General features: G+C 38.1%; 17 protein-coding genes and 1 pseudogene. 16 read left to right on the top strand and 2 right to left on the bottom strand.

Annotated features, from left to right (window positions below):
* Nucleotides 1-100 precede the first annotated feature (100 nt).
* Nucleotides 101-2239: a type I pullulanase gene (gene pulA / locus V7183_RS00165; protein ID WP_335358340.1), complete on the top strand. Its 2139-nt coding sequence runs from the start codon at nucleotides 101-103 to the stop codon at nucleotides 2237-2239.
* Nucleotides 2240-2497: 258 nt separating this feature from the next.
* Complete coding sequence (locus V7183_RS00160) at nucleotides 2498-3295, top strand: phosphotransferase family protein (RefSeq protein ID WP_335358339.1); 798 nt, start codon at nucleotides 2498-2500, stop codon at nucleotides 3293-3295.
* A 5-nt stretch (nucleotides 3296-3300) separates the two neighbouring features.
* Here V7183_RS00160 and V7183_RS00155 read toward each other — a convergent pair whose 3' ends face one another.
* On the bottom strand, nucleotides 3301-3579 hold the full coding sequence (locus V7183_RS00155; protein WP_097898009.1) for a YtzH-like family protein: 279 nt from the start codon (nucleotides 3577-3579) through the stop codon (nucleotides 3301-3303).
* A 267-nt stretch (nucleotides 3580-3846) separates the two neighbouring features.
* Here V7183_RS00155 and trmB point away from each other — a divergent pair, with 267 nt between their 5' ends.
* The 7 genes from trmB to V7183_RS00120 all read left to right on the top strand — a co-directional run bounded on the left by trmB (nucleotide 3847) and on the right by V7183_RS00120 (nucleotide 11473).
* Nucleotides 3847-4500 (top strand): tRNA (guanosine(46)-N7)-methyltransferase TrmB, encoded by a 654-nt coding sequence (gene trmB, locus V7183_RS00150; protein ID WP_097898008.1) that lies wholly within the window; start codon nucleotides 3847-3849, stop codon nucleotides 4498-4500.
* Nucleotides 4501-4574: 74 nt separating this feature from the next.
* The gene (locus tag V7183_RS00145) at nucleotides 4575-5438 is read left to right on the top strand and encodes a YtnP family quorum-quenching lactonase (RefSeq protein ID WP_335358338.1); all 864 of its coding nucleotides are present in this window, start codon (nucleotides 4575-4577) and stop codon (nucleotides 5436-5438) included.
* A gap of 162 nt (nucleotides 5439-5600) precedes the next feature.
* Nucleotides 5601-7157, top strand: a complete 1557-nt coding sequence (locus V7183_RS00140) for a fatty acid--CoA ligase (RefSeq protein ID WP_335358337.1) — start codon at nucleotides 5601-5603, stop codon at nucleotides 7155-7157.
* On the top strand, nucleotides 7157-8302 hold the full coding sequence (locus tag V7183_RS00135) for an acyl-CoA dehydrogenase family protein (protein ID WP_335358336.1): 1146 nt from the start codon (nucleotides 7157-7159) through the stop codon (nucleotides 8300-8302). Before V7183_RS00140 ends, V7183_RS00135 begins: the two co-directional genes overlap by 1 nt.
* Nucleotides 8302-9417 (top strand): CaiB/BaiF CoA transferase family protein, encoded by a 1116-nt coding sequence (locus V7183_RS00130; protein WP_438825142.1) that lies wholly within the window; start codon nucleotides 8302-8304, stop codon nucleotides 9415-9417. Before V7183_RS00135 ends, V7183_RS00130 begins: the two co-directional genes overlap by 1 nt.
* Nucleotides 9418-9452: 35 nt before the next feature.
* Complete coding sequence (locus V7183_RS00125; RefSeq protein WP_335358334.1) at nucleotides 9453-10325, top strand: 3-hydroxyacyl-CoA dehydrogenase family protein; 873 nt, start codon at nucleotides 9453-9455, stop codon at nucleotides 10323-10325.
* Nucleotides 10322-11473, top strand: a complete 1152-nt coding sequence (locus tag V7183_RS00120) for a thiolase family protein (RefSeq protein WP_335358333.1) — start codon at nucleotides 10322-10324, stop codon at nucleotides 11471-11473. Before V7183_RS00125 ends, V7183_RS00120 begins: the two co-directional genes overlap by 4 nt.
* 218 nt (nucleotides 11474-11691) lie before the next feature.
* Here the strand turns inward: V7183_RS00120 and V7183_RS00115 are convergent, their stop codons facing one another.
* A complete protein-coding gene (locus V7183_RS00115; protein ID WP_097898002.1) occupies nucleotides 11692-12003 on the bottom strand; it encodes a PepSY domain-containing protein in 312 nt (103 codons plus the stop codon).
* 142 nt (nucleotides 12004-12145) lie between these two features.
* On the opposite strand from V7183_RS00115, the gene V7183_RS00110 reads away from it, so the two are divergent.
* From V7183_RS00110 to V7183_RS00080, 7 genes and pseudogenes are all read left to right on the top strand, one after another.
* The gene (locus tag V7183_RS00110; protein WP_097898001.1) at nucleotides 12146-13219 is read left to right on the top strand and encodes a M42 family metallopeptidase; all 1074 of its coding nucleotides are present in this window, start codon (nucleotides 12146-12148) and stop codon (nucleotides 13217-13219) included.
* Between the two features lie 210 nt (nucleotides 13220-13429).
* A complete protein-coding gene (locus tag V7183_RS00105; protein ID WP_097898000.1) occupies nucleotides 13430-13939 on the top strand; it encodes a DUF84 family protein in 510 nt (169 codons plus the stop codon).
* An 82-nt stretch (nucleotides 13940-14021) separates the two neighbouring features.
* A complete protein-coding gene (locus tag V7183_RS00100; RefSeq protein ID WP_097897999.1) occupies nucleotides 14022-14336 on the top strand; it encodes a thioredoxin family protein in 315 nt (104 codons plus the stop codon).
* Nucleotides 14337-14415: 79 nt separating this feature from the next.
* Nucleotides 14416-15228: a DUF1444 domain-containing protein gene (locus V7183_RS00095; protein ID WP_097897998.1), complete on the top strand. Its 813-nt coding sequence runs from the start codon at nucleotides 14416-14418 to the stop codon at nucleotides 15226-15228.
* Nucleotides 15225-15839 (top strand): YtpR family tRNA-binding protein, encoded by a 615-nt coding sequence (gene ytpR / locus V7183_RS00090; protein ID WP_335358332.1) that lies wholly within the window; start codon nucleotides 15225-15227, stop codon nucleotides 15837-15839. Before V7183_RS00095 ends, ytpR begins: the two co-directional genes overlap by 4 nt.
* Before the next feature lie 664 nt (nucleotides 15840-16503).
* A complete protein-coding gene (locus tag V7183_RS00085; RefSeq protein ID WP_335358331.1) occupies nucleotides 16504-17490 on the top strand; it encodes an N-acetylmuramoyl-L-alanine amidase in 987 nt (328 codons plus the stop codon).
* A gap of 158 nt (nucleotides 17491-17648) precedes the next feature.
* Nucleotides 17649-18720: pseudogene (locus V7183_RS00080) on the top strand (DNA translocase FtsK); the annotation flags it as partial.

Raw genomic sequence — 18720 nt, 5'->3', positions numbered from 1 at the left:
AAGTTACTGTATAAAGTCTCATTCGTAAGAGTAACTTTTAGGCGAATCTTATCGCTTACAGATCGTTTCATTTTAATTTCGAGAATGATGGTGATTTTTTATGCTGAAAGTAAAACGTCCATTTGAAGCTTACTTAGATGAGATGAATAAGATTACAATTTTGCTCCCGCATGCGTATGGAACAAGCCGGACATTTTGTTTACAGGAAGGAAAGAAAATATGGGAGCTTCCTATCGTCCAAACAATTTCACTTCCAAATGCAACAAAGTATGAATGTTATATAGAAGAGCAGCTTGATGTGGGGAGGTATTATACAGTACGAGATGAGCGAAATGAAGAAACAGATTTACAAATTGGAGCGGTAATTCGAACGGCTGCATTCGACGAAAAATATTATTATGAAAATACAGATTTGGGAGCGTACTATAAAAAAGAAGAAACGACTTTTAAATTGTGGGCCCCAACTGCAAGGCTCGCCAAAGTTCGGGTTTATAAAGGCGATAAAGATTATATGGATTATGAGATGAATAGAGAAGAGAATGGAATTTGGTCTCATATTTTAAAAGGTGATTTTGCTGGCGCGCAGTACACATTTCTTGTTTGTATTAATTTAATATGGAATGAAGCGGTAGATCCGTACGCAAAATCAGTATCAGTAAATGGGAAATACGGAATTGTCATTGATCTTGAGAAGGCTTATGTGAAGCGACATACATTGCCTAAATTAGAGTCATCTGCAGATGCAATATTGTATGAACTTCATATTCGTGATGCGACCATGCATTCAAATAGTGGTGTAAAACGAAAAGGGACGTATATGGGACTTGCAGAAGAAAACACGAAGGGGAAACAAGGGACGCCAACGGCTTTATCTCATATAAAAGACTTAGGAGTTACACATGTTGAAATATTACCACTGCATCATTTTGCGGGTGTAGATGAAACGAGACCTTTTGCGGCCTATAACTGGGGATATAATCCGTTATATTACAACGTTCCAACGGGAGTGTATGCTACAAATCCTTCTGATCCGTATAACCGAATTTTAGAGTGTAAACAATTGATTGAGAAATTTCATGAGAACGGAATCCGCGTTATTGTTGATGTTGTATATAATCACGTATATGACAGAGAAACATCGTCGTTTGAAAAGCTTGTACCAGGATATTATTTTCGCCATGGTGAAAACGGAATGCCATCAAATGGAACTGGAGTCGGGAATGATCTAGCATCCGAACGAAAAATGATGAGGAAATTTATGATTGAGTCTATTTTATATTGGCTTACTGAATATAATGTTGATGGATTTCGGTTTGACTTGATGGGGATTTTGGATATAGAAACGATGAATGATATAGAAAAGGAAGTAAGAAAAAGAAAGCATGATGCACTATTGTTAGGGGAAGGATGGGATTTACAAACACCGCTTCCAGCAGAAGAGAAAGCGATGTTAAGGAATGCGAGTAAAATGCCGTACATTGCACAGTTCAACGATCAATTTCGTGATGTGATAAAGGGTAGTACGTTTGACGTGAATAAACGAGGTTTTGCATTTGGTGGTAGTGTAGATGTAAATGATTTGCAATATGTATTAAAGGGAAGTCTTTCAAGTGTGAAGGAACAAGGGCTTTTTTTAGAGCCTATTCAGAGTGTGAATTATGTGGAATGTCATGACAATATGACGATGTGGGATAAACTCGTGTGCAGCAATCAAGAAGCAGAGGAGATGTTAAAACGTCGTCACCTTTTAGCGACAGCGATGGTAATTTTCTCACAAGGGATTCCATTTTTACATGCTGGACAAGAATTTTATCGTTCTAAGAAAGGGAATGAAAATAGCTACAATGCACCAGACGAAATTAATCGAATGGATTGGGGTCAAAAAGAGAACGAATTGGAAACGGTTGCTTATATAAAAGGGCTAATTGCAATTCGGAAGGCGCATGGCGCATTTCGATTACGAACGGCTAACCTCATTCAGAAACATATGAGTTTTCTGCAAGCACCTCCTGCCATCGTTGCTTACCATTTGCAACATGTGGAATCGTTTGGACCATGGAGAGAAATTGTGGTTTTATTTCATAGCGGTTTTCAGACAGAAACAATTGCACTTCCAAAACAGGAAACGTGGCACGTATTAGTGAATGAAAAACAAGCGAAATTACAACCAATTTCTTCATTTCAAGGAAATGAACTTCAAATGGCTCCTATTAGCACGTATATATTGGCGAAAATGTGACAAATCGCTACTTGACGATGAGAATGTAATAAATGTAGAATTGACAAAGGTGACGATTTGAATAGGTTGTCATTCTCATACAGGTTTTATAAAATAAAGTAAAAGAAGGGGCAGTCTGTCCGTATATCTTGGCACATGCCAAGTTTTCTTTTTCTTGCATTCAACTACAGTAAAAAAGATATGAATCCACAACATGTTCAAAAGGTGTTGCGGTTTTTCTTTTCATAACTATAAAAGATAAGGATTTGTTAACGGGTAATGGATATGGAATGGTTGGAACAATTATTAGGAAAAGAATGGAGTCTTATACCGGCTGGTGGAGTAACGGGCGATGCATATATTGCGCAAAATGGACAACAAAAGCTATTTTTAAAGCGGAATACATCGCCCTTTTTAGCGGTATTGTCAGCAGAGGGAATTGTTCCAAAATTACTTTGGACAAGAAGGATAACGAACGGTGATGTAATTTCAGCTCAAAAATGGCTTCCAGGTCAGAAGCTAGAGCCGGAGGACATGAAATTAGAACGTGTTGCAAAACTTTTAAAGAAAATACATTCTTCTAAAGCACTTGTGCAGATGATACAAAGGCTTGGAAAACAGCCGCTTCATGCACAGGAGCTATTGCAGCAATTGTATTTTGTTTTAAGAGGAGATATAAAAGCAGATAAAACCATTCAAGCGGGTCTTCAATATTTGAAAGGTTCATTAAAAGATATTGAATATGATGAGTTTGTCGTATGTCACTGTGACGTGAATCATAACAATTGGTTATTATCGGAGGATGATGAATTATTTTTAATTGATTGGGACGGCGCTGTGATTGCAGATCCTGCTCTTGATCTTGGCACGTTATTATATTGGTATATACCACGTCATCAATGGGATGAATGGTTATCATATTATGGGATTGAAATGACTGAATCATTGCTTCAGCGTATGAAGTGGTATGTAGTGGCGCAAACCATTCTATCTGTTCAATGGCATACAACAAAAAAACAGCAAGCAGAAGCTGAATATTGGCATCAATATTTACAGCAACTGCTTGCCTCAGAGTAAATGATTTAAGAAAAATTGTCCATTCCAGCAATCCATTGCGTGAGTTGTTCTTGATTATTGGAAATATGATTGTCCAAATCAGAAGAATATTTACCCGATTGACTATAATAATATACATCGTTTAGCATTGCTTTCACATCGTTGTTTATACTATCGTTTGCAAGCAATGATTGAATGAGACGTTCTAATTGTTCGCACTCAGAAACCGTTCCACAGCAATCGCTTTGGTGATTGACTAAAATATCTTTTAAAATTTCTAATTGGTGTTGTTGATTAATCGGCATGGCTGAATCATCCTTTCGATTGTTGTTCTTCTTGAACAAATAAGAGAAAACGCTGTTTCGTCATGAGGTAGTTAATCGTAGACTCACGAAACGATATGGAAGTTTCGTTTTATGCTCTATGTAGTTTTTATCAAAATGGCACATTTTATACTTGAAAGAAACGGACCGAGTGCTCGTACGTACTTGGTTTTTTGTTTGATAGATTGATTGAAAAAGAAAGAAGGAATAATCCTTTTAAAATAGTCTGGTAAAGAGAGGGAGACATCTATGCGTTTAAGACATAAACCGTATGCAATGGATCGAATCAATGAATATTCACAGTTTGTAATTGGAAATCCAGAGGAGCATCGCGGCAATTGGAAAGAAGTTTTTGGTAATGAGCAACCAATTCACATTGAAGTAGGAACAGGCCGTGGTCGTTTTGTTTATGAAATGGCAAAAGCAAATCCACATATTAACTATATCGGAATTGAAAAGTTCACGAGTGTTATTGTAGATGCACTTGATAAGTTAATTGAAGAAGAAGTACCTAATTTAAAATTAATTAATAAAGATGCGGAAGATTTAACAGTTTTCTTTGCAGAAGGCGAAATTGACCGTGTATATTTAAATTTCTCAGATCCATGGCCAAAAAATCGTCATGCGAAGCGTCGTTTAACATATAAAACGTTTTTACGTAATTATGAAGAAGTATTAGTAACGGGCGGAGAAATTCATTTTAAAACGGATAACCAAGGTTTATTTGAATACTCTCTTATGAGCATGGCTGAGTATGGTATGTTATTAACATTCTTGAGTCTAGATCTTCATAATAGTGACTTTGAAGGGAATATTATGACGGAATACGAAGAGAAATTTTCTGGTAAAGGCCATCGTATTTATCGCGTAGAAGCGAAATATCGTACGGAACCTGTGCAGTAATGCGCAGGTTTTTTTATATGGAAAAATAATCTGAATTTTATGTTAAAATTAAAATAGAAAAGGGGGAATGAGAAATGGAATGTTTACAAATTGGAGACATCAAAGTGACGTGGCTGCGCGGCGGAAACACTCATTTAGATGGAGGCGCGATGTTTGGTGTTGTACCGAAAGTTCTTTGGTCACGCAAATATAAACATAATGATACAAATCATATTTATTTACGGACAGACCCGCTGCTTGTGCAAACGAAAGAAGGAAATATGCTCATTGATTCAGGAATTGGAAACGAGAAAATGAATGAAAAGATGAAGCGGAATCAAGGGGTGACAGAAGAGTCATCGGTCTATGAATCGTTAGAAAGCCTCGGACTTCAGCCCGAAGATATCCACTATGTATTAATGACGCATCTTCATTTTGATCATGCATCTGGTTTAACCAAATGGGAAAATAGTCAGCTTGTCTCTACGTTTCCAAATGCAAAAATTTATGTGTCAGAAATAGAATGGAATGAAATGAAGATTCCAAATATAAGGTCGCGTAATACATATTGGAAGGAAAACTGGGAGCCAATTGTAGATCAGGTTGTTATTTTTAAAGAAGAAATCCAAATTACGGACGAAATAAGAATGGTGCATACAGGTGGGCATAGTGATGGACATGCTGTGATTGTTCTTGAGAGTCAGGGAGAAACGATGCTCCATTTGGCGGATTTATTGCCAACGCATGCACATCAAAATGTATTGTGGGTGATGGCGTATGATGATTATCCAATGACTTCTATTGAACATAAACAGAAGTGGATGAAGTATGGTGCAGAGAAAAAGGCTTGGTTCACATTTTATCATGATGCATATTATCGCGCGGTGAAGTGGGATGAGGAGGGGAATATGGTAGAGAAGGTAGAACGAAAAGAAGCGAATGTATCAAGTGAAGTATGAGAAAAAACTGTAATCAGTGGAGGGGTGACCCTCCGCTGCAAAAGTAATATTCTTTATATTTTAATGTAAAAGTGTGTCGAAAGAAATTATTTTTAAAATTTTCTGAATATTGATACAATGTTCTTGAGTTGTTATACGCTTTATTTGAAAGGGGGAAACATATTGTATATAACGATTGGGAATTTGCTTGAACGGACTACTAGAAATTATCCAAATAGGGAAGCAATTGTTGAATCGGAAAAAAATATTCGCTGGACGTATACAAAATGGAATGAAAAAGTGAATAAGCTAGCTTATTCACTTCAACAAAGTGGAATACAAAAAGGGGACCGTGTCTCCACGTTTCTTTTCAATAGTAGTGAATTAGCAACTACATGTTTTGCTTGTGCAAAAATTGGAGCCATATTTAATCCGATTAATTTTAGATTAAAACCACAAGAACTCAGTTATATATTAGAAGATGCTTCTCCAAAAATCGTACTTTTTGAAAAACAACTATCCTCTCAAGTACAAAGCATTCATAAACAATTTCCTCATATTCAGTTCTGGTACATTGACCGAAATCATCCACCGTTTTCTATTTCATATGAAGAAAAACTATCCAATGCATTACCGAATTTTAAAACAGTAGAAGTAAAAGAAGATGATATTTGTTCCATTATGTATACAAGTGGAACAACTGGTGATCCGAAGGGAGTACTTCATCGTCACCGAGAAATTATTGAGCAAAGTTTGCTAGGAATTGAATATTTACATTATACCGAGAAGAGTCGAGGTCTTGTAACAGCGCCAATGTTTCATTGTGCTGAGCTTCATTGCTGCTTTATTCCAAGGGTGCATAGCGGCGGGTCGAATGTTATTTTGCATCATTTTGATGCAAAGAGTGTACTTGAAACAATTGAAAAAGAGAAGGTTACTGTTATGTTTGCTGCACCCACAATGTGGAATATGATGTTGCAGGAAGATTTAATGCAGTATGATTTATCGTCTCTTAAGTATGGGTTATATGGTGCAGCTTCAATGGCGCCAGCACTTGTAAAAGCTTGTGATGAAAAGTTGAATGTTTCATTAGTACAAGCTTACGGTATGACAGAGATGGGACCAGCAGTTACCTTTTTACGAGAGGATGAACAGCTCACGAAAGTTGGTTCTGCAGGCAAAGCCGCTTATAATCATGAAATTCGTATTGTTCGTCCAAATGAAGACGGTCCATCCGAGCCAAATGATATAGTAAAGCCGTATGAAATCGGAGAAATCATTATGCGCGGTTCCTGTCTGATGAAAGGGTATTACAACAATGAAGAGGCGACAGCAAAAGCGTTATATAAAGGGTGGTACCATTCTGGAGATTTAGGTTATGTAGATACTGATGGTTATTTGTACGTTGCAGATCGCCTTGACGATATGGTTGTTAGTGGTGGAGAAAATATTTATCCGCGTGAGGTGGAAGATTTTTTATATACGCATGAAAGTGTTTTAGATGTAGCGGTACTTGGAGAAAAAGATGATTTTTGGGGAGAGTGTGTTCTCGCATATATCGTTTCAAAAAATAAATCCCTTACTGCAGAGGCATTAGATGCGTACTGTAAAGCGAGTGATAAGCTTGCAGATTATAAGCGCCCGCGTCGCTATGTGTTTGTTGAACAACTGCCAAGAAATGCAAGTGGTAAAATTCAAAAGTTTATTTTGCGTAAGGCAGAAGCGGAAGGGAGGATATGATGAAGCATAAGTATTTACAGGAGGAGCATCACATTTTTCGTGATGCTTTTCATAAGTTTTTAGAAAAAGAAGCTTATCCACATTATAACGACTGGGAAAAAGAAGGAATGATTCCTCGTTCTTTTTGGAGAAGCATGGGAAGTAAAGGTTTTCTTTGTCCTATGGTAGATGAGCGGTATAGTGGAGCAGGTGCTGATTTTGGATATTCGGTCGTCATTAATGAGGAGCTTGAAAAGGTTGGCTCCAGTTTAATTGGTATTGGTTTGCATAATGACATTGTCGTTCCATACTTCACGCAGTATGGAACAGACGAACAAAAAAAACGCTGGTTACCAAAATGCGTAAGCGGTGAATATATAACTGCAATTGCAATGACGGAGCCAGGGGCGGGTTCTGACTTGGCGAGCATTCGAACAACAGCAAGAAAAGAAGGGAATCATTATATCGTCAATGGTGAGAAAACATTTATTACAAATGGTATTCATGCCGATTTAGTCATCGTTGTTTGTAAGACAGATACAAATATGAAACCCACACATAAAGGCATGAGTTTGCTTGTTTTAGAACGAGGAATGGAAGGGTTTAAGAGAGGGGAAAAACTAAAAAAAATGGGTTTACATAGTCAAGATACAGCAGAGCTTATTTTTGAAGATGTAAAAGTCCCAGCTGTAAATTTGTTAGGAGAAGATGGGAAAGGCTTTTATTATCTTATGGAAAAGTTGCAGCAAGAACGTCTCATTGTTGCAATTGCAGCTAAAACAGCGGCGGAAGTGATGCTACATATAACCAAAAAATATGTGCAGGAGAGAAAAGCGTTTGGAAAAAGTATAAGTGATTTTCAAACAGTACAGTTCCGATTAGCAGAGATGTATACTGAAATTGAAATTGGTAGAACATTTGTAGATGAATGTATTGCAAATCATATGGAGGGTGAAGACATCGTAACGAAAGTATCAATGGCGAAGTGGTGGTTAACTGACCTTGCAAAAAAAGTATCAGCAGAGTGCATACAATTACACGGTGGTTATGGCTATATGGAAGAATACGAGATTGCGCGGCGTTATCGTGATATTCCAGTCAGCACGATTTACGCTGGAACGAATGAGATTATGAAAAGCATTATTGCGAGGGGGATGGGCCTATGATGTTGGAAGGAATAACAGTTGTTGATTTTTCTCATTACTTACCAGGTCCATATGCAGCGCTTCGTCTGGCTGATTTAGGTGCAGAAGTGATTAAAGTAGAACCGCGTTACGGGGATTTAGCAAGGGGATTGGAATCTGGCAATCAGGCATTTTTTTATGCGAATAATCGTAACAAGAAAAGTATTGCAATAAATGTAAAGCATCCTGAAGGGGTTGAAGTGGTGAAAAAACTTCTTCAAAAAGCTGCTGTTTTAATAGAAAGTTTTCGGCCTAACGTGATGAATCGCCTTGGCCTTGGGTATCAAGAAGTGAAACGAATCAACAAAGGTATCATTTATGCCTCGTTAACTGGATATGGACAGAAGAAAGAACATTCGAATCTTGCAAGCCATGATATAAATTTTATGGCAGTCAGCGGAGTATTGGCACAGTTGAAAGATCGAGAAGGAATTCCGGTTCATCCTAAAATTACACTTGGTGATGAAGTAGGGGGGATGATGACTTCGGAAAAAATTATAGCAGCATTGTTTCAAAGGGAGCGGACTGGAGAAGGGAGTTATCTTGATATTTCTCTCACAGATAGCTTAGTGATGTTAATGAACAATCATATTATGCTTGAAAAAATGTACAACAAACGTCATGGGTTAGATTCGCTTAGCGGTAAGGTGGTATGTTATTCCATCTATGAAACGAGTGATAGGAGGTTTGTTGCGCTCGGAGCAGTTGAACAGAAATTTTGGTATGCCTTTTGCGAAGCGGTAGGAAGAATAGAGTGGAAAGATAAGCAACATGAGCTAGCTCAAGATGGTCAAATGATTTATGAACAGATGAAAGCGACCTTTGCGAGTAAGCCATTGGTGTATTGGACGGAATTTGCGATGGAAGTGGATTGTTGTTTGTCGCCTGTTTTAGAGACAAATGAATTAGCATCCTCCCCCTTTACGAGTCATTTAGTAAAAGAGAAAGGATTTGTATTTACACATACAAATGATAGATTTACGGATCCCCCAAAGCTTGGTGAGCATACAGAAGAAATTTTGCAAAGTCTCGGATTATCAAGGTTAGAGATTGAAAGGTTGGAACAATTAGAAGTAATCGACCGGATTCCTGTATAAATAGATCAAAGTGAGATAAGTAAAGGAGGGAAATCATGATTGAAAATATTGCAGTCATTGGGGTAGGAATTATGGGGAGTGGAATTGCTCAAGCGTTAGCGATGGGCGATAAATATGTGAAAATGTATGATGTATCCGAAGAAAATTTACAAAAGGCTCATGCAACAATCAACAAAAGTTTGAATCGTTTTGTGAACGCAGGACGTATAACAGAGGAAGAGAAAAACCACATTCTAACTCGTATTACTTCTACAATTATATTAGAAGAAGCTTGCCAAAATGTAGAGCTTGTTATTGAGGCGGTACCAGAAATATTACAGTTAAAGAAGGAAATTTTTCAAAAGTTAGATTCCTATACATTGCCATCTACTATTCTAGCTACGAATACGTCTGAATTAAGTGTAACTGCGATTGCAAGTGTGACAAGCCGTCCAGAGAAAGTAGTAGGAATGCATTGGTTTAATCCTGCTCCTGTTATGAAACTCGTTGAAATTGTACGGGGTGTCGTTACGGCAGAAAGTACGATACAAGCAGTAAAAGCAATCTCAGAAGAAATCGGAAAAGAAACGGTTGTTGTGAAAGATATGCAAGGATTTGTTACGTCACGAGCAATTGCTATTCATGTGCTAGAGTGCATGCGTATGTATGAGGAAGGGATTGCAAGTAAAGAAGAAATTGATAAGGCGATTAAGTTTGGCTTGAACTATCCAATGGGGCCACTTGAATTAGCTGATTATGTTGGACTAGATACGCTATTATTTGCGAGTAAAGGACTAATGGACGCATTTGGTGATAGGTTTAGGGCGCCGCAAACACTCGTGAAACTCGTAGAGGCAGGGCATTTTGGAAGGAAGACTGGGAAAGGTTTCTATGATTATTCAAAAGGGAAAGTAGGTGAGAAAATATGAAGCGAGATGTTGTCATTGTTGAAGCAATACGTACGCCAGTTGGGAAAAGAAATGGTGCATTTCGTCTCATTCATCCGGTACAACTTGCGGCGGTTGTGTTGGATGAAGTAACAAAAAGGGTGAATATAGAAAAAGGGTTCATAGAAGATATTGTTATGGGGTGTGTCACGCCAATTCATGAACAAGGTTTTAACATTGGAAGACTTTCAGCGCTTGAAGCCGGTTTTCCTATAACGGTCCCAGCAGTAACGATTAATCGGCTATGTGGTTCTGGACAACAAGCTATACACTTTGCTGCGCAAGAAATTAAATCAGGTGATATGGATATTACGATTGCAGCTGGCGTTGAACATATGACTAAAGTTCCTATTTTAAGTGATGGAAATGAGCGAACAATCCCAAGTAGTCTTCATGAAAAGTATCAAATCGTGCATCAAGGTGTATCTGCTGAGATGATTGCAGAAAAATATGGTATAACCCGTGAACAATTAGATGCTTATGCGTTAGAAAGCCATAGACGAGCACTTCAAGCAATTGAATCGGGCCATTTTGAGGAAGAGATTGTACCACTGCGAGATATAGATAAAGATGGTAATGAAATGCTGGTTGAGAATGATGAAGGACCAAGAAGAGATACTTCTTATGAAGCGCTAGCAAATTTAAAAACAGTGTTTAAATCAGGTGGTGTAATTACAGCAGGGAATGCAAGTCAAATTAGTGATGGCGCTGCAGCAATTTTGCTGATGGAGCGTGAAAAGGCAAAAGAGCTAGGGTGTACAGCGCGTGCCCGTATTGTGAATCAAGTGGTTGTTGGCTCTGATCCGACGACAATGCTTGATGGTGTGATTCCTGCAACGAAAAAAGTGCTGCAAAAATCAAATTTAACAATTCACGATATAGATGTTGTAGAAATCAATGAAGCATTTGCATCGGTTGTTTTAGCATGGCAAAAGGAAATGGGAGCGGATTTAGAAAAGGTGAATGTTAATGGTGGTGCAATTGCATTAGGTCATCCACTTGGGGCAACGGGTGCAAAATTAATGACTTCTCTTCTTTATGAACTAGAGAGAAGAAAGGGAAGATATGGTCTGTTAACAATTTGTATCGGACATGGGATGTCAACAGCGACGATAATTGAAAGAATATAAAAAAGCGTGCAGAAATTCATCTGTACGCTTTTATTCCGCATTAACGGGCAGTAAGACCCTCACGTCAAAGTTCAGCAAGAGCAAAGAAGGGGGCGGGAGATTAACTGCCCGTAAAGCCCGATTGGTGAGGGCGAATAATCAGCGGATGATAAAGTAAACCAGTATTAATTAAAATTTTGCTTTATTTAAACCTATGCTTTCGGAGTAGCTAACGCCTTTTACGCAGCTTTTACTTCTAAAACAGTACCTGTTTTTGCATCTACTAAAAATTCAAATCGTTCTTGTATATCATTTAAACTCGTTGTGAGGCCACCACGGTATACTTCGTACGCGACATCATATTTTTCAAACGTCTCTGGAACCATATGTACCCATGAGCCAGTAATTTCGCCTTTATGACTTAGTGCTTGTTTGACCATTTTTAATGCTTTCTCTGAAGAAATATGGGATTGTTCTTGAACTTTGTTTGCAACAAGATAACCAGCTGCAAAGCCAATGCCAAGGCCAGCTAGTAAACCTTTCCAGCGCATATATTCACCTCGCTTCTGTAAAATAGTGTATCGATAATAATTATAATGCAATTTTAACGAAAAAAGAAGAAACTAGAAACATTTCGAAAATTTCGTTACAATAAAGAAGGTATTCTACTAAGGTTTGAAAGAAGGGGACTTCGTGAATAAAGAGACATTAGAATTATTTCGTACGTTAACAGAATTACAAGGGACATCAGGGTTTGAACATGATGTACGCCGTTTTATGAAACAAGAGCTAAGTAAATATGCGGATGAAATTGTCCAAGACGGTTTAGGCAGTGTGTTTGGTCTTAAAAAAGGTGACGAAAATGGCCCACGTGTACTTGTAGCGGGCCACATGGATGAAGTTGGCTTTATGGTTACGCAAATTACGAAAAACGGGATGATTCGTTTCCAAACGCTAGGTGGCTGGTGGAGTCAAGTATTGCTAGCACAGCGTGTACAAATTATGACGAAGAATGGCCCTATCGTTGGGGTTGTTGGTTCAATTCCACCTCACTTACTAAGTGACGCGCAGCGTGCAAAACCAATGGATATAAAAAATATGCTAATTGATATAGGTGCAGATAGCTATGAAGATGCGCTGGAAATTGGCGTGAAGCCAGGACAACAAATCGTTCCAATCTGTCCGTTTACACCAATGGCAAATGAAAAGAAAATCATGGCGAAAGCTTGGGATAACCGTTACGGCTGCGGTCTTGCAATTGAATTATTAAAAGAATTAAAAGATGAAACTCTGCCAAATACACTATATTCTGGTGCGACTGTACAAGAAGAAGTGGGTCTTCGCGGGGCGCAAACAGCTGCTAATATGATTCAGCCAGATATCTTCTATGCGCTTGACGCAAGTCCAGCAAATGATGCATCCGGTGATACAACGCAGTTCGGTCAATTAGGAAAAGGAGCGCTCCTTCGTATTTACGACCGTACAATGGTAACGCATAGAGGAATGCGTGAATTTATTTTAGATACAGCAGAAACACATAATATTCCGTACCAATACTTTATTTCACAAGGTGGTACAGATGCAGGCCGTGTACATACAAGTAACTCAGGCATTCCATCAGCAGTAATTGGTGTTTGTGCTCGTTACATTCATACACATGCATCTATTTTACATGTTGATGATTATGCAGCGGCAAAAGAATTAATTACGAAGCTTGTGAAAGCAACAGATAAGACGACGTTAGAAACAATTAAAAATAACGCTTAAATAAGGAAGGAGGGAAAACCTCTTTCTTTTTTTAGGTTGGAGAGATGACCCAGCGATGTGTGGTAGCGGTCAGTGCCTAATTGGTGCTCGCTCGATGTAAACCCCGGCATAGGAAGAGTGTAGAATCCTATTTTTATGTACGAGGCTAGGAGTTATGTGGACGTGTAAGGTTAGAGCACAATTGTGAATTTATATATGGAGGTGAATGAAATGAAGGTAGTAGTTGGATCGAAGAATAAAACAAAGGTTGGGGCTGTGGAGAAGGTTTGGAAAGATGTTACGATTACGTCTCTTTCTGTTCCTTCAGGAGTAGCAGCACAGCCATTTACTGATGAAGAAACGATGCAAGGAGCAATCAATAGAGCGAAGCGAGCATTGAAAGCAGAAGAAGCTGACATTGGATTTGGATTAGAAGGCGGCGTCATGAAAACAGAGCACGGCTTGTTTATGTGTAACTGGGGTGCTTTAGCAACAAGCGCTGGAAAAGTATTTGTAGCGGGCGGTGCGCGCATTAAGTTACCAGATGAGTTTCTTGCCCCTCTTGAGAGCGGAAAAGAATTAAGTGAAGTAATGGAGGCGTTTGTACAGCGGAAAGACATTCGCAGTCATGAAGGAGCGATTGGTATTTTTACAGATCATTACGTGGATCGTACAGAGTTATTTGTACATGTTGTAAAGCTATTAATTGGACAATATAAGTATGACGAAAAACAAGCATAAACCTTGCACCGTGCGTGATGTATGGTAGTATAAAAGAAGATTAGACATGAAAAGATACACTTCGTTAGAGGAGGAAATATAGATGAAATCATTAGAAAGTATGGAGCAATTCCAAGAATTAAAAAATGAAGAGAACATCATTTTTATGTTCTCAGCAGAATGGTGCCCAGATTGCCGCTTTGTTGACCCGTTTATGCCAGAAGTAGAAGAGAAATATAGTGACTTCTCATTCTACTATGTAGATCGTGACGAGTTTATTGACCTTTGCGTGAAGTTAGACGTATTTGGCATTCCTAGCTTTGTAGCGTACAATAAAGGTGAAGAAACTGGACGCTATGTAAACAAAGATCGTAAAACACAAGAACAAATCGAAGCGTTTATTGAAGGTTTAAAATAAGGCGATTAGCCAATTGAATTGTAAAAACAACCTCTACCTTCGCCGGGGAGGTTATTTTTTTGGAAGGGAGGCAAACGAAATGAAAATGACAAATAAAAAGATGAAAGAAGAGTTAATGAAAAAATTATCTCGCCCAGAATGGGACTTTCATTACGATAGTGAAAAAGATGTCCTCCGTATTGAACAAAAGGATACGAAAAAGGGCATTAGCGTATCGCTTCCAGGAGTTGTAGCAAAGTGGGAGGTGAAAAAAGAAACGGCAATTGAAGAGGTTGCTTATTACGTGCAAGAAGCGTTAATCGCCATGCATAAAGAAGAAACTAGTACAGCGAAAATTTTACCTGTTATTCGTTCAACTTCTTTCCCGAAACAAGCGGAAGCAGGAAATCCATTTTTAATGACGGATCATACAGCAGAAACGCGCATTTATTATGCATTAGATTCCAATAAAACATATCGATTAATTGACGAGCATTTATTGCAAAAATTAGAGCTTACAGAGCAGCAAGTACGTGAGATGGCATTGTTTAATGTACGTTCATTAAGTCATACATTTAAACAAGATGAAGTGGCTGGCAATACATTTTATTTCTTAAACACAAATGATGGCTATGATGCGAGTCGTATTTTAAATGAATCGCTCTTACAATCAATGCGTGAGAAAATTTCTGGCGACATGGTCGTGGCTGTTCCGCATCAAGATGTTTTAATTATTGCTGATATCGTGAACGAAATCGGTTATGATATTATTGCACAAATGACAATGAAATTTTTTGCCGAAGGGCATGTTCCGATTACATCACTTTCATTTGTATATGAAGATGGTGACTTTGAACCAATCTTTATTTTAGCGAAGAATCGGAAGAAGACAGATGGAAAAGAGAAAGGATGAACGAAGTGAACGTTTTTTACAACCTTGAAGGAATTGGTGACACGTTAATTGTTGCCTTACAAGATATTACTTTAGAAAATCGTACGTTTGATCGTAAAGGAGATGTTGCTCGCGTTTATGATCGTGAAAGCAACGTAACAGGAGGATTTAACATCTTTAATGCATCTTCTTACTTAGAAGTAACAGAAAAAGGAAACATTACGTTAACGAAAGAGCTTGTTGAGAAAATCAATGAAATTTTAGCAAAGAACGGCTTTGAAGAAAAAGTAGAAGCAGATCTTTCACCAAAATTTGTTGTTGGTTATGTAGCTGAAAAAGAAAAACATCCAAATGCTGATAAATTAAGCATTTGTAAAGTAGAAATTGGTACAGAAACATTACAAATCGTATGCGGTGCACCAAACGTTGATGCAGGACAAAAAGTTGTTGTTGCGAAAATTGGTGCTGTCATGCCAAGTGGTATGTTAATTAAACCAGCTGAGCTTCGTGGTACGCCATCTTCTGGTATGCTTTGCTCTGCACGTGAATTAGAGCTTCCAGATGCTCCTCAGGAAAAAGGTATTCTTGTATTAGAAGACGGCTATGAAGTTGGACAAGAATTTAAATTTTAATTGATATATATCAATTAAAAACCGACATCCCCCCTCTTTTTAGGTGGGAGAGAGCATCTGGCCATGCATAGAAGCGGTCAGGGCCTTTTTCTGCCACATGCGAAGTAAAAACAGAAAGAGCAAACGAGTGTAGGTTACTTTTTATTCTGCATAGCAGGGATGTAGATGTCGAAAAATTAAAATGGATTTATATAGAAGAAATGGTCTCATGATAAATGAGGCTATTTTTTTTGCATAAATGTTCTTAGATTGTAACGATTTTTCCAAAAGACTATATTGTATTTTAAAAACAAATTAGTTAAAATTTAGAAAAATAAGAAAAAGAGCGTATGAGACAACAACCGAAAGTGAAAGAACTTCCTCAGCTAACCAGTCTGTATTGCTCGTAGTATATATACATCGATTAAAAAACCGACATAAACCCCCTCTTTTTAGGTGGGAGAGAGCATCTAGCCATGCATAGAAGCGGTCAGGGCTTTTTTCTGCCACATGCGAAGTAAAAACAGAAAGAACAAACGAGTGTAGGTTACTGTTTATTCTGCATAGCAGGGATTTAGATGTCGAAAAATTAAAATGGATTTATATAGATGAAGTTATGAAGCAATTCAAAGAAAAATAGAGTGTTTTTAGGCGGAGCATATGCAGGGGGATGGGGAGAAAATATATGAAGTATATAAAAATGATGTGTGTAATTGCATTAATTGGAGTATATATGGGGGCATGTTCGAAGGAACAAGAAAAAACGTCTTCCCAAAAAGAACGAGCATCTTCCGTACAAGATAACGGTGAAAAAAATATTGAACAAAAGCAAGACACTCCATCAGAAAAACAACTTGAGAAACAAGAAAATAAAACGGAATCAGAACCGCAAGTTGTAGAGCCGAATGAACAAGCAGAAAAGACGCATGGGGAATTATCGGCTGAAGAGCTAAAACCTGAGCAAACATCTCCTGCCGGACAAATAGAGCAACAAGCAACTAGTAATGAGGCAAAAGCGGATATGAATGAAGAACAAGGGAAGTTTCTTGTTGTGATTGATCCTGGTCATCAAGAGAAAGCAAACTTAAATCTAGAACCAATTAGTCCAGGGACAACGGTGCAAAAATATAAAGTAACCGATGGAACAACAGGAGTCGTGACGAAAAAGAGGGAATCCGTTCTTGCGTTAGAGGCAGCTATGATATTGAAAAAGAAACTCGAAGAAAAAGGGATTCAAGTGCTTATGACAAGAACGTCGCATGATGTTGATATAAGTAATAAAGAGAGGGCAACATTTGCAAACGATCACCAAGCAAATTTATTTTTACGCCTCCATGCGGATGGTTCTGAGGACCAAGGACAAAAAGGATTTGCCGTGTTGGCACCAGCAGAAGGAAATACATATACAAAAGGAATTTATACTGAAAGTTTACAAGTCTCTCAAATTATCGTAAAGAAAATGAAAGAAAACAGCCAGGTAAAAGTAAACGGGATTCAGTTTCGAGATGATCTTTCTGGATTTAATTGGTCGAAAGTTCCAGGGGTTTTACTTGAACTCGGATTTATGTCGAATCCTGAAGAGGACCGGAAATTATCTGATCCAAAATATTTACATTCATTGCTGCAAAGCGTAACAGATAGTGTAGAAGAATATCGAAAGAGTAAATCATAAACAGCAGTCTGATAGAGGAGATTGCTGTTTTTTCATGCAGTACGGACTAAGAAATTGGAATATGGTAGAGAAAGTGAATGAACGTAATTTTACCTGCACTTTTTGCTGAATGCTGATACAATAAAGGATGTTACTATTTAGTAGAAAGAGTGGTAAGCATGTTAGATTGGATGAAAAAGCTGTTTAACAAAGAGGAACATCAGGAAGAAAAAACAGCGATGAATAAAGAAGTACCGAAACACACTGAAAGTCAGCCGAAAATTCCTCGTGTGAACCACTACACTGAAGCAAGAGAAGCACAAATGGCGAGTCGAAATCAAGCTGTAAAGTGCCGTTTCCCATTAATACCAGATGATGGGTTTAATGAAGAGGTTGTCGGAGAATCAACACATGTTGAAGAACAGTCTTTCCAAAGAAAAATAAGCACGGAGGGACGTAGACGCAGATATGTTGAGGAAGAACCAACTCCTACATTTAGAGAACCAGAATTTGAGCCTGAACCAGAGCCTGTCATCCAAAAAGCATCTACAGTGGTGCAAGAAAGTAATCGAAGACCGTTTCGCCCAACGGAAATGATTTCGCCTATCTATGGATATAATCGTCCTTCGGTAGAACCAAAACATGTTCAGGAGGAAGAAAAAGAAAGCGAAGATCTTGAAATATCCGCTGAAGGAAAATCAGTTGTTGATGCTTGGTTAGAGAAAAAAGGGTATTCGCTATCAGAGTTCTCAGAAGAATCTCGTATTCCTTCTAATCGTTATGAAGAAGTATCAGAACAAGATCAACAAGAAAATAAAGAAGAAAAGTCAGTTGTTGATCAATGGCTAGAGAAAAATGGTTATGAGACTGAGCGTTCCATTCCTTCATTAGAAGAGCAAGAAAAAGCGCAGGAAATTAGAGAACCTCGTGAAGAATCAGCTGATTACTTACTCCATAAACCGGATTTACAGCAAAAGGACGAGGAAGGCAAAGAAGAACATACCGCCAAAGACGTACAAGTATTTGAGCAAGAACAAGATGTAGTGGCGTTATCACAAGATGATAACGGAGGAAACGAAGAATCTCTACAAGAGGAATTACTAGATTCAAAGGTAGAGAATATGGATACAACGTTAATGGAAGAAATTGAATGTAAGAAAGAAATAGAAGAACAGCAGCCAGTTGAGAAAACTATTTTGGGAGAGAATGTTGCTGAAATAGTAGAAAAAGCTTCTGAAGAAGAGCTAGTAG

Origin of the sequence: Bacillus sp. JJ1127, assembly GCF_036965845.1 — a bacterium.
Lineage (GTDB): Bacteria > Bacillota > Bacilli > Bacillales > Bacillaceae_G > Bacillus_A.
Note: the sequence above shows the minus strand (reverse complement) of the source record. Positions and strands in the feature narration are given on the sequence as shown.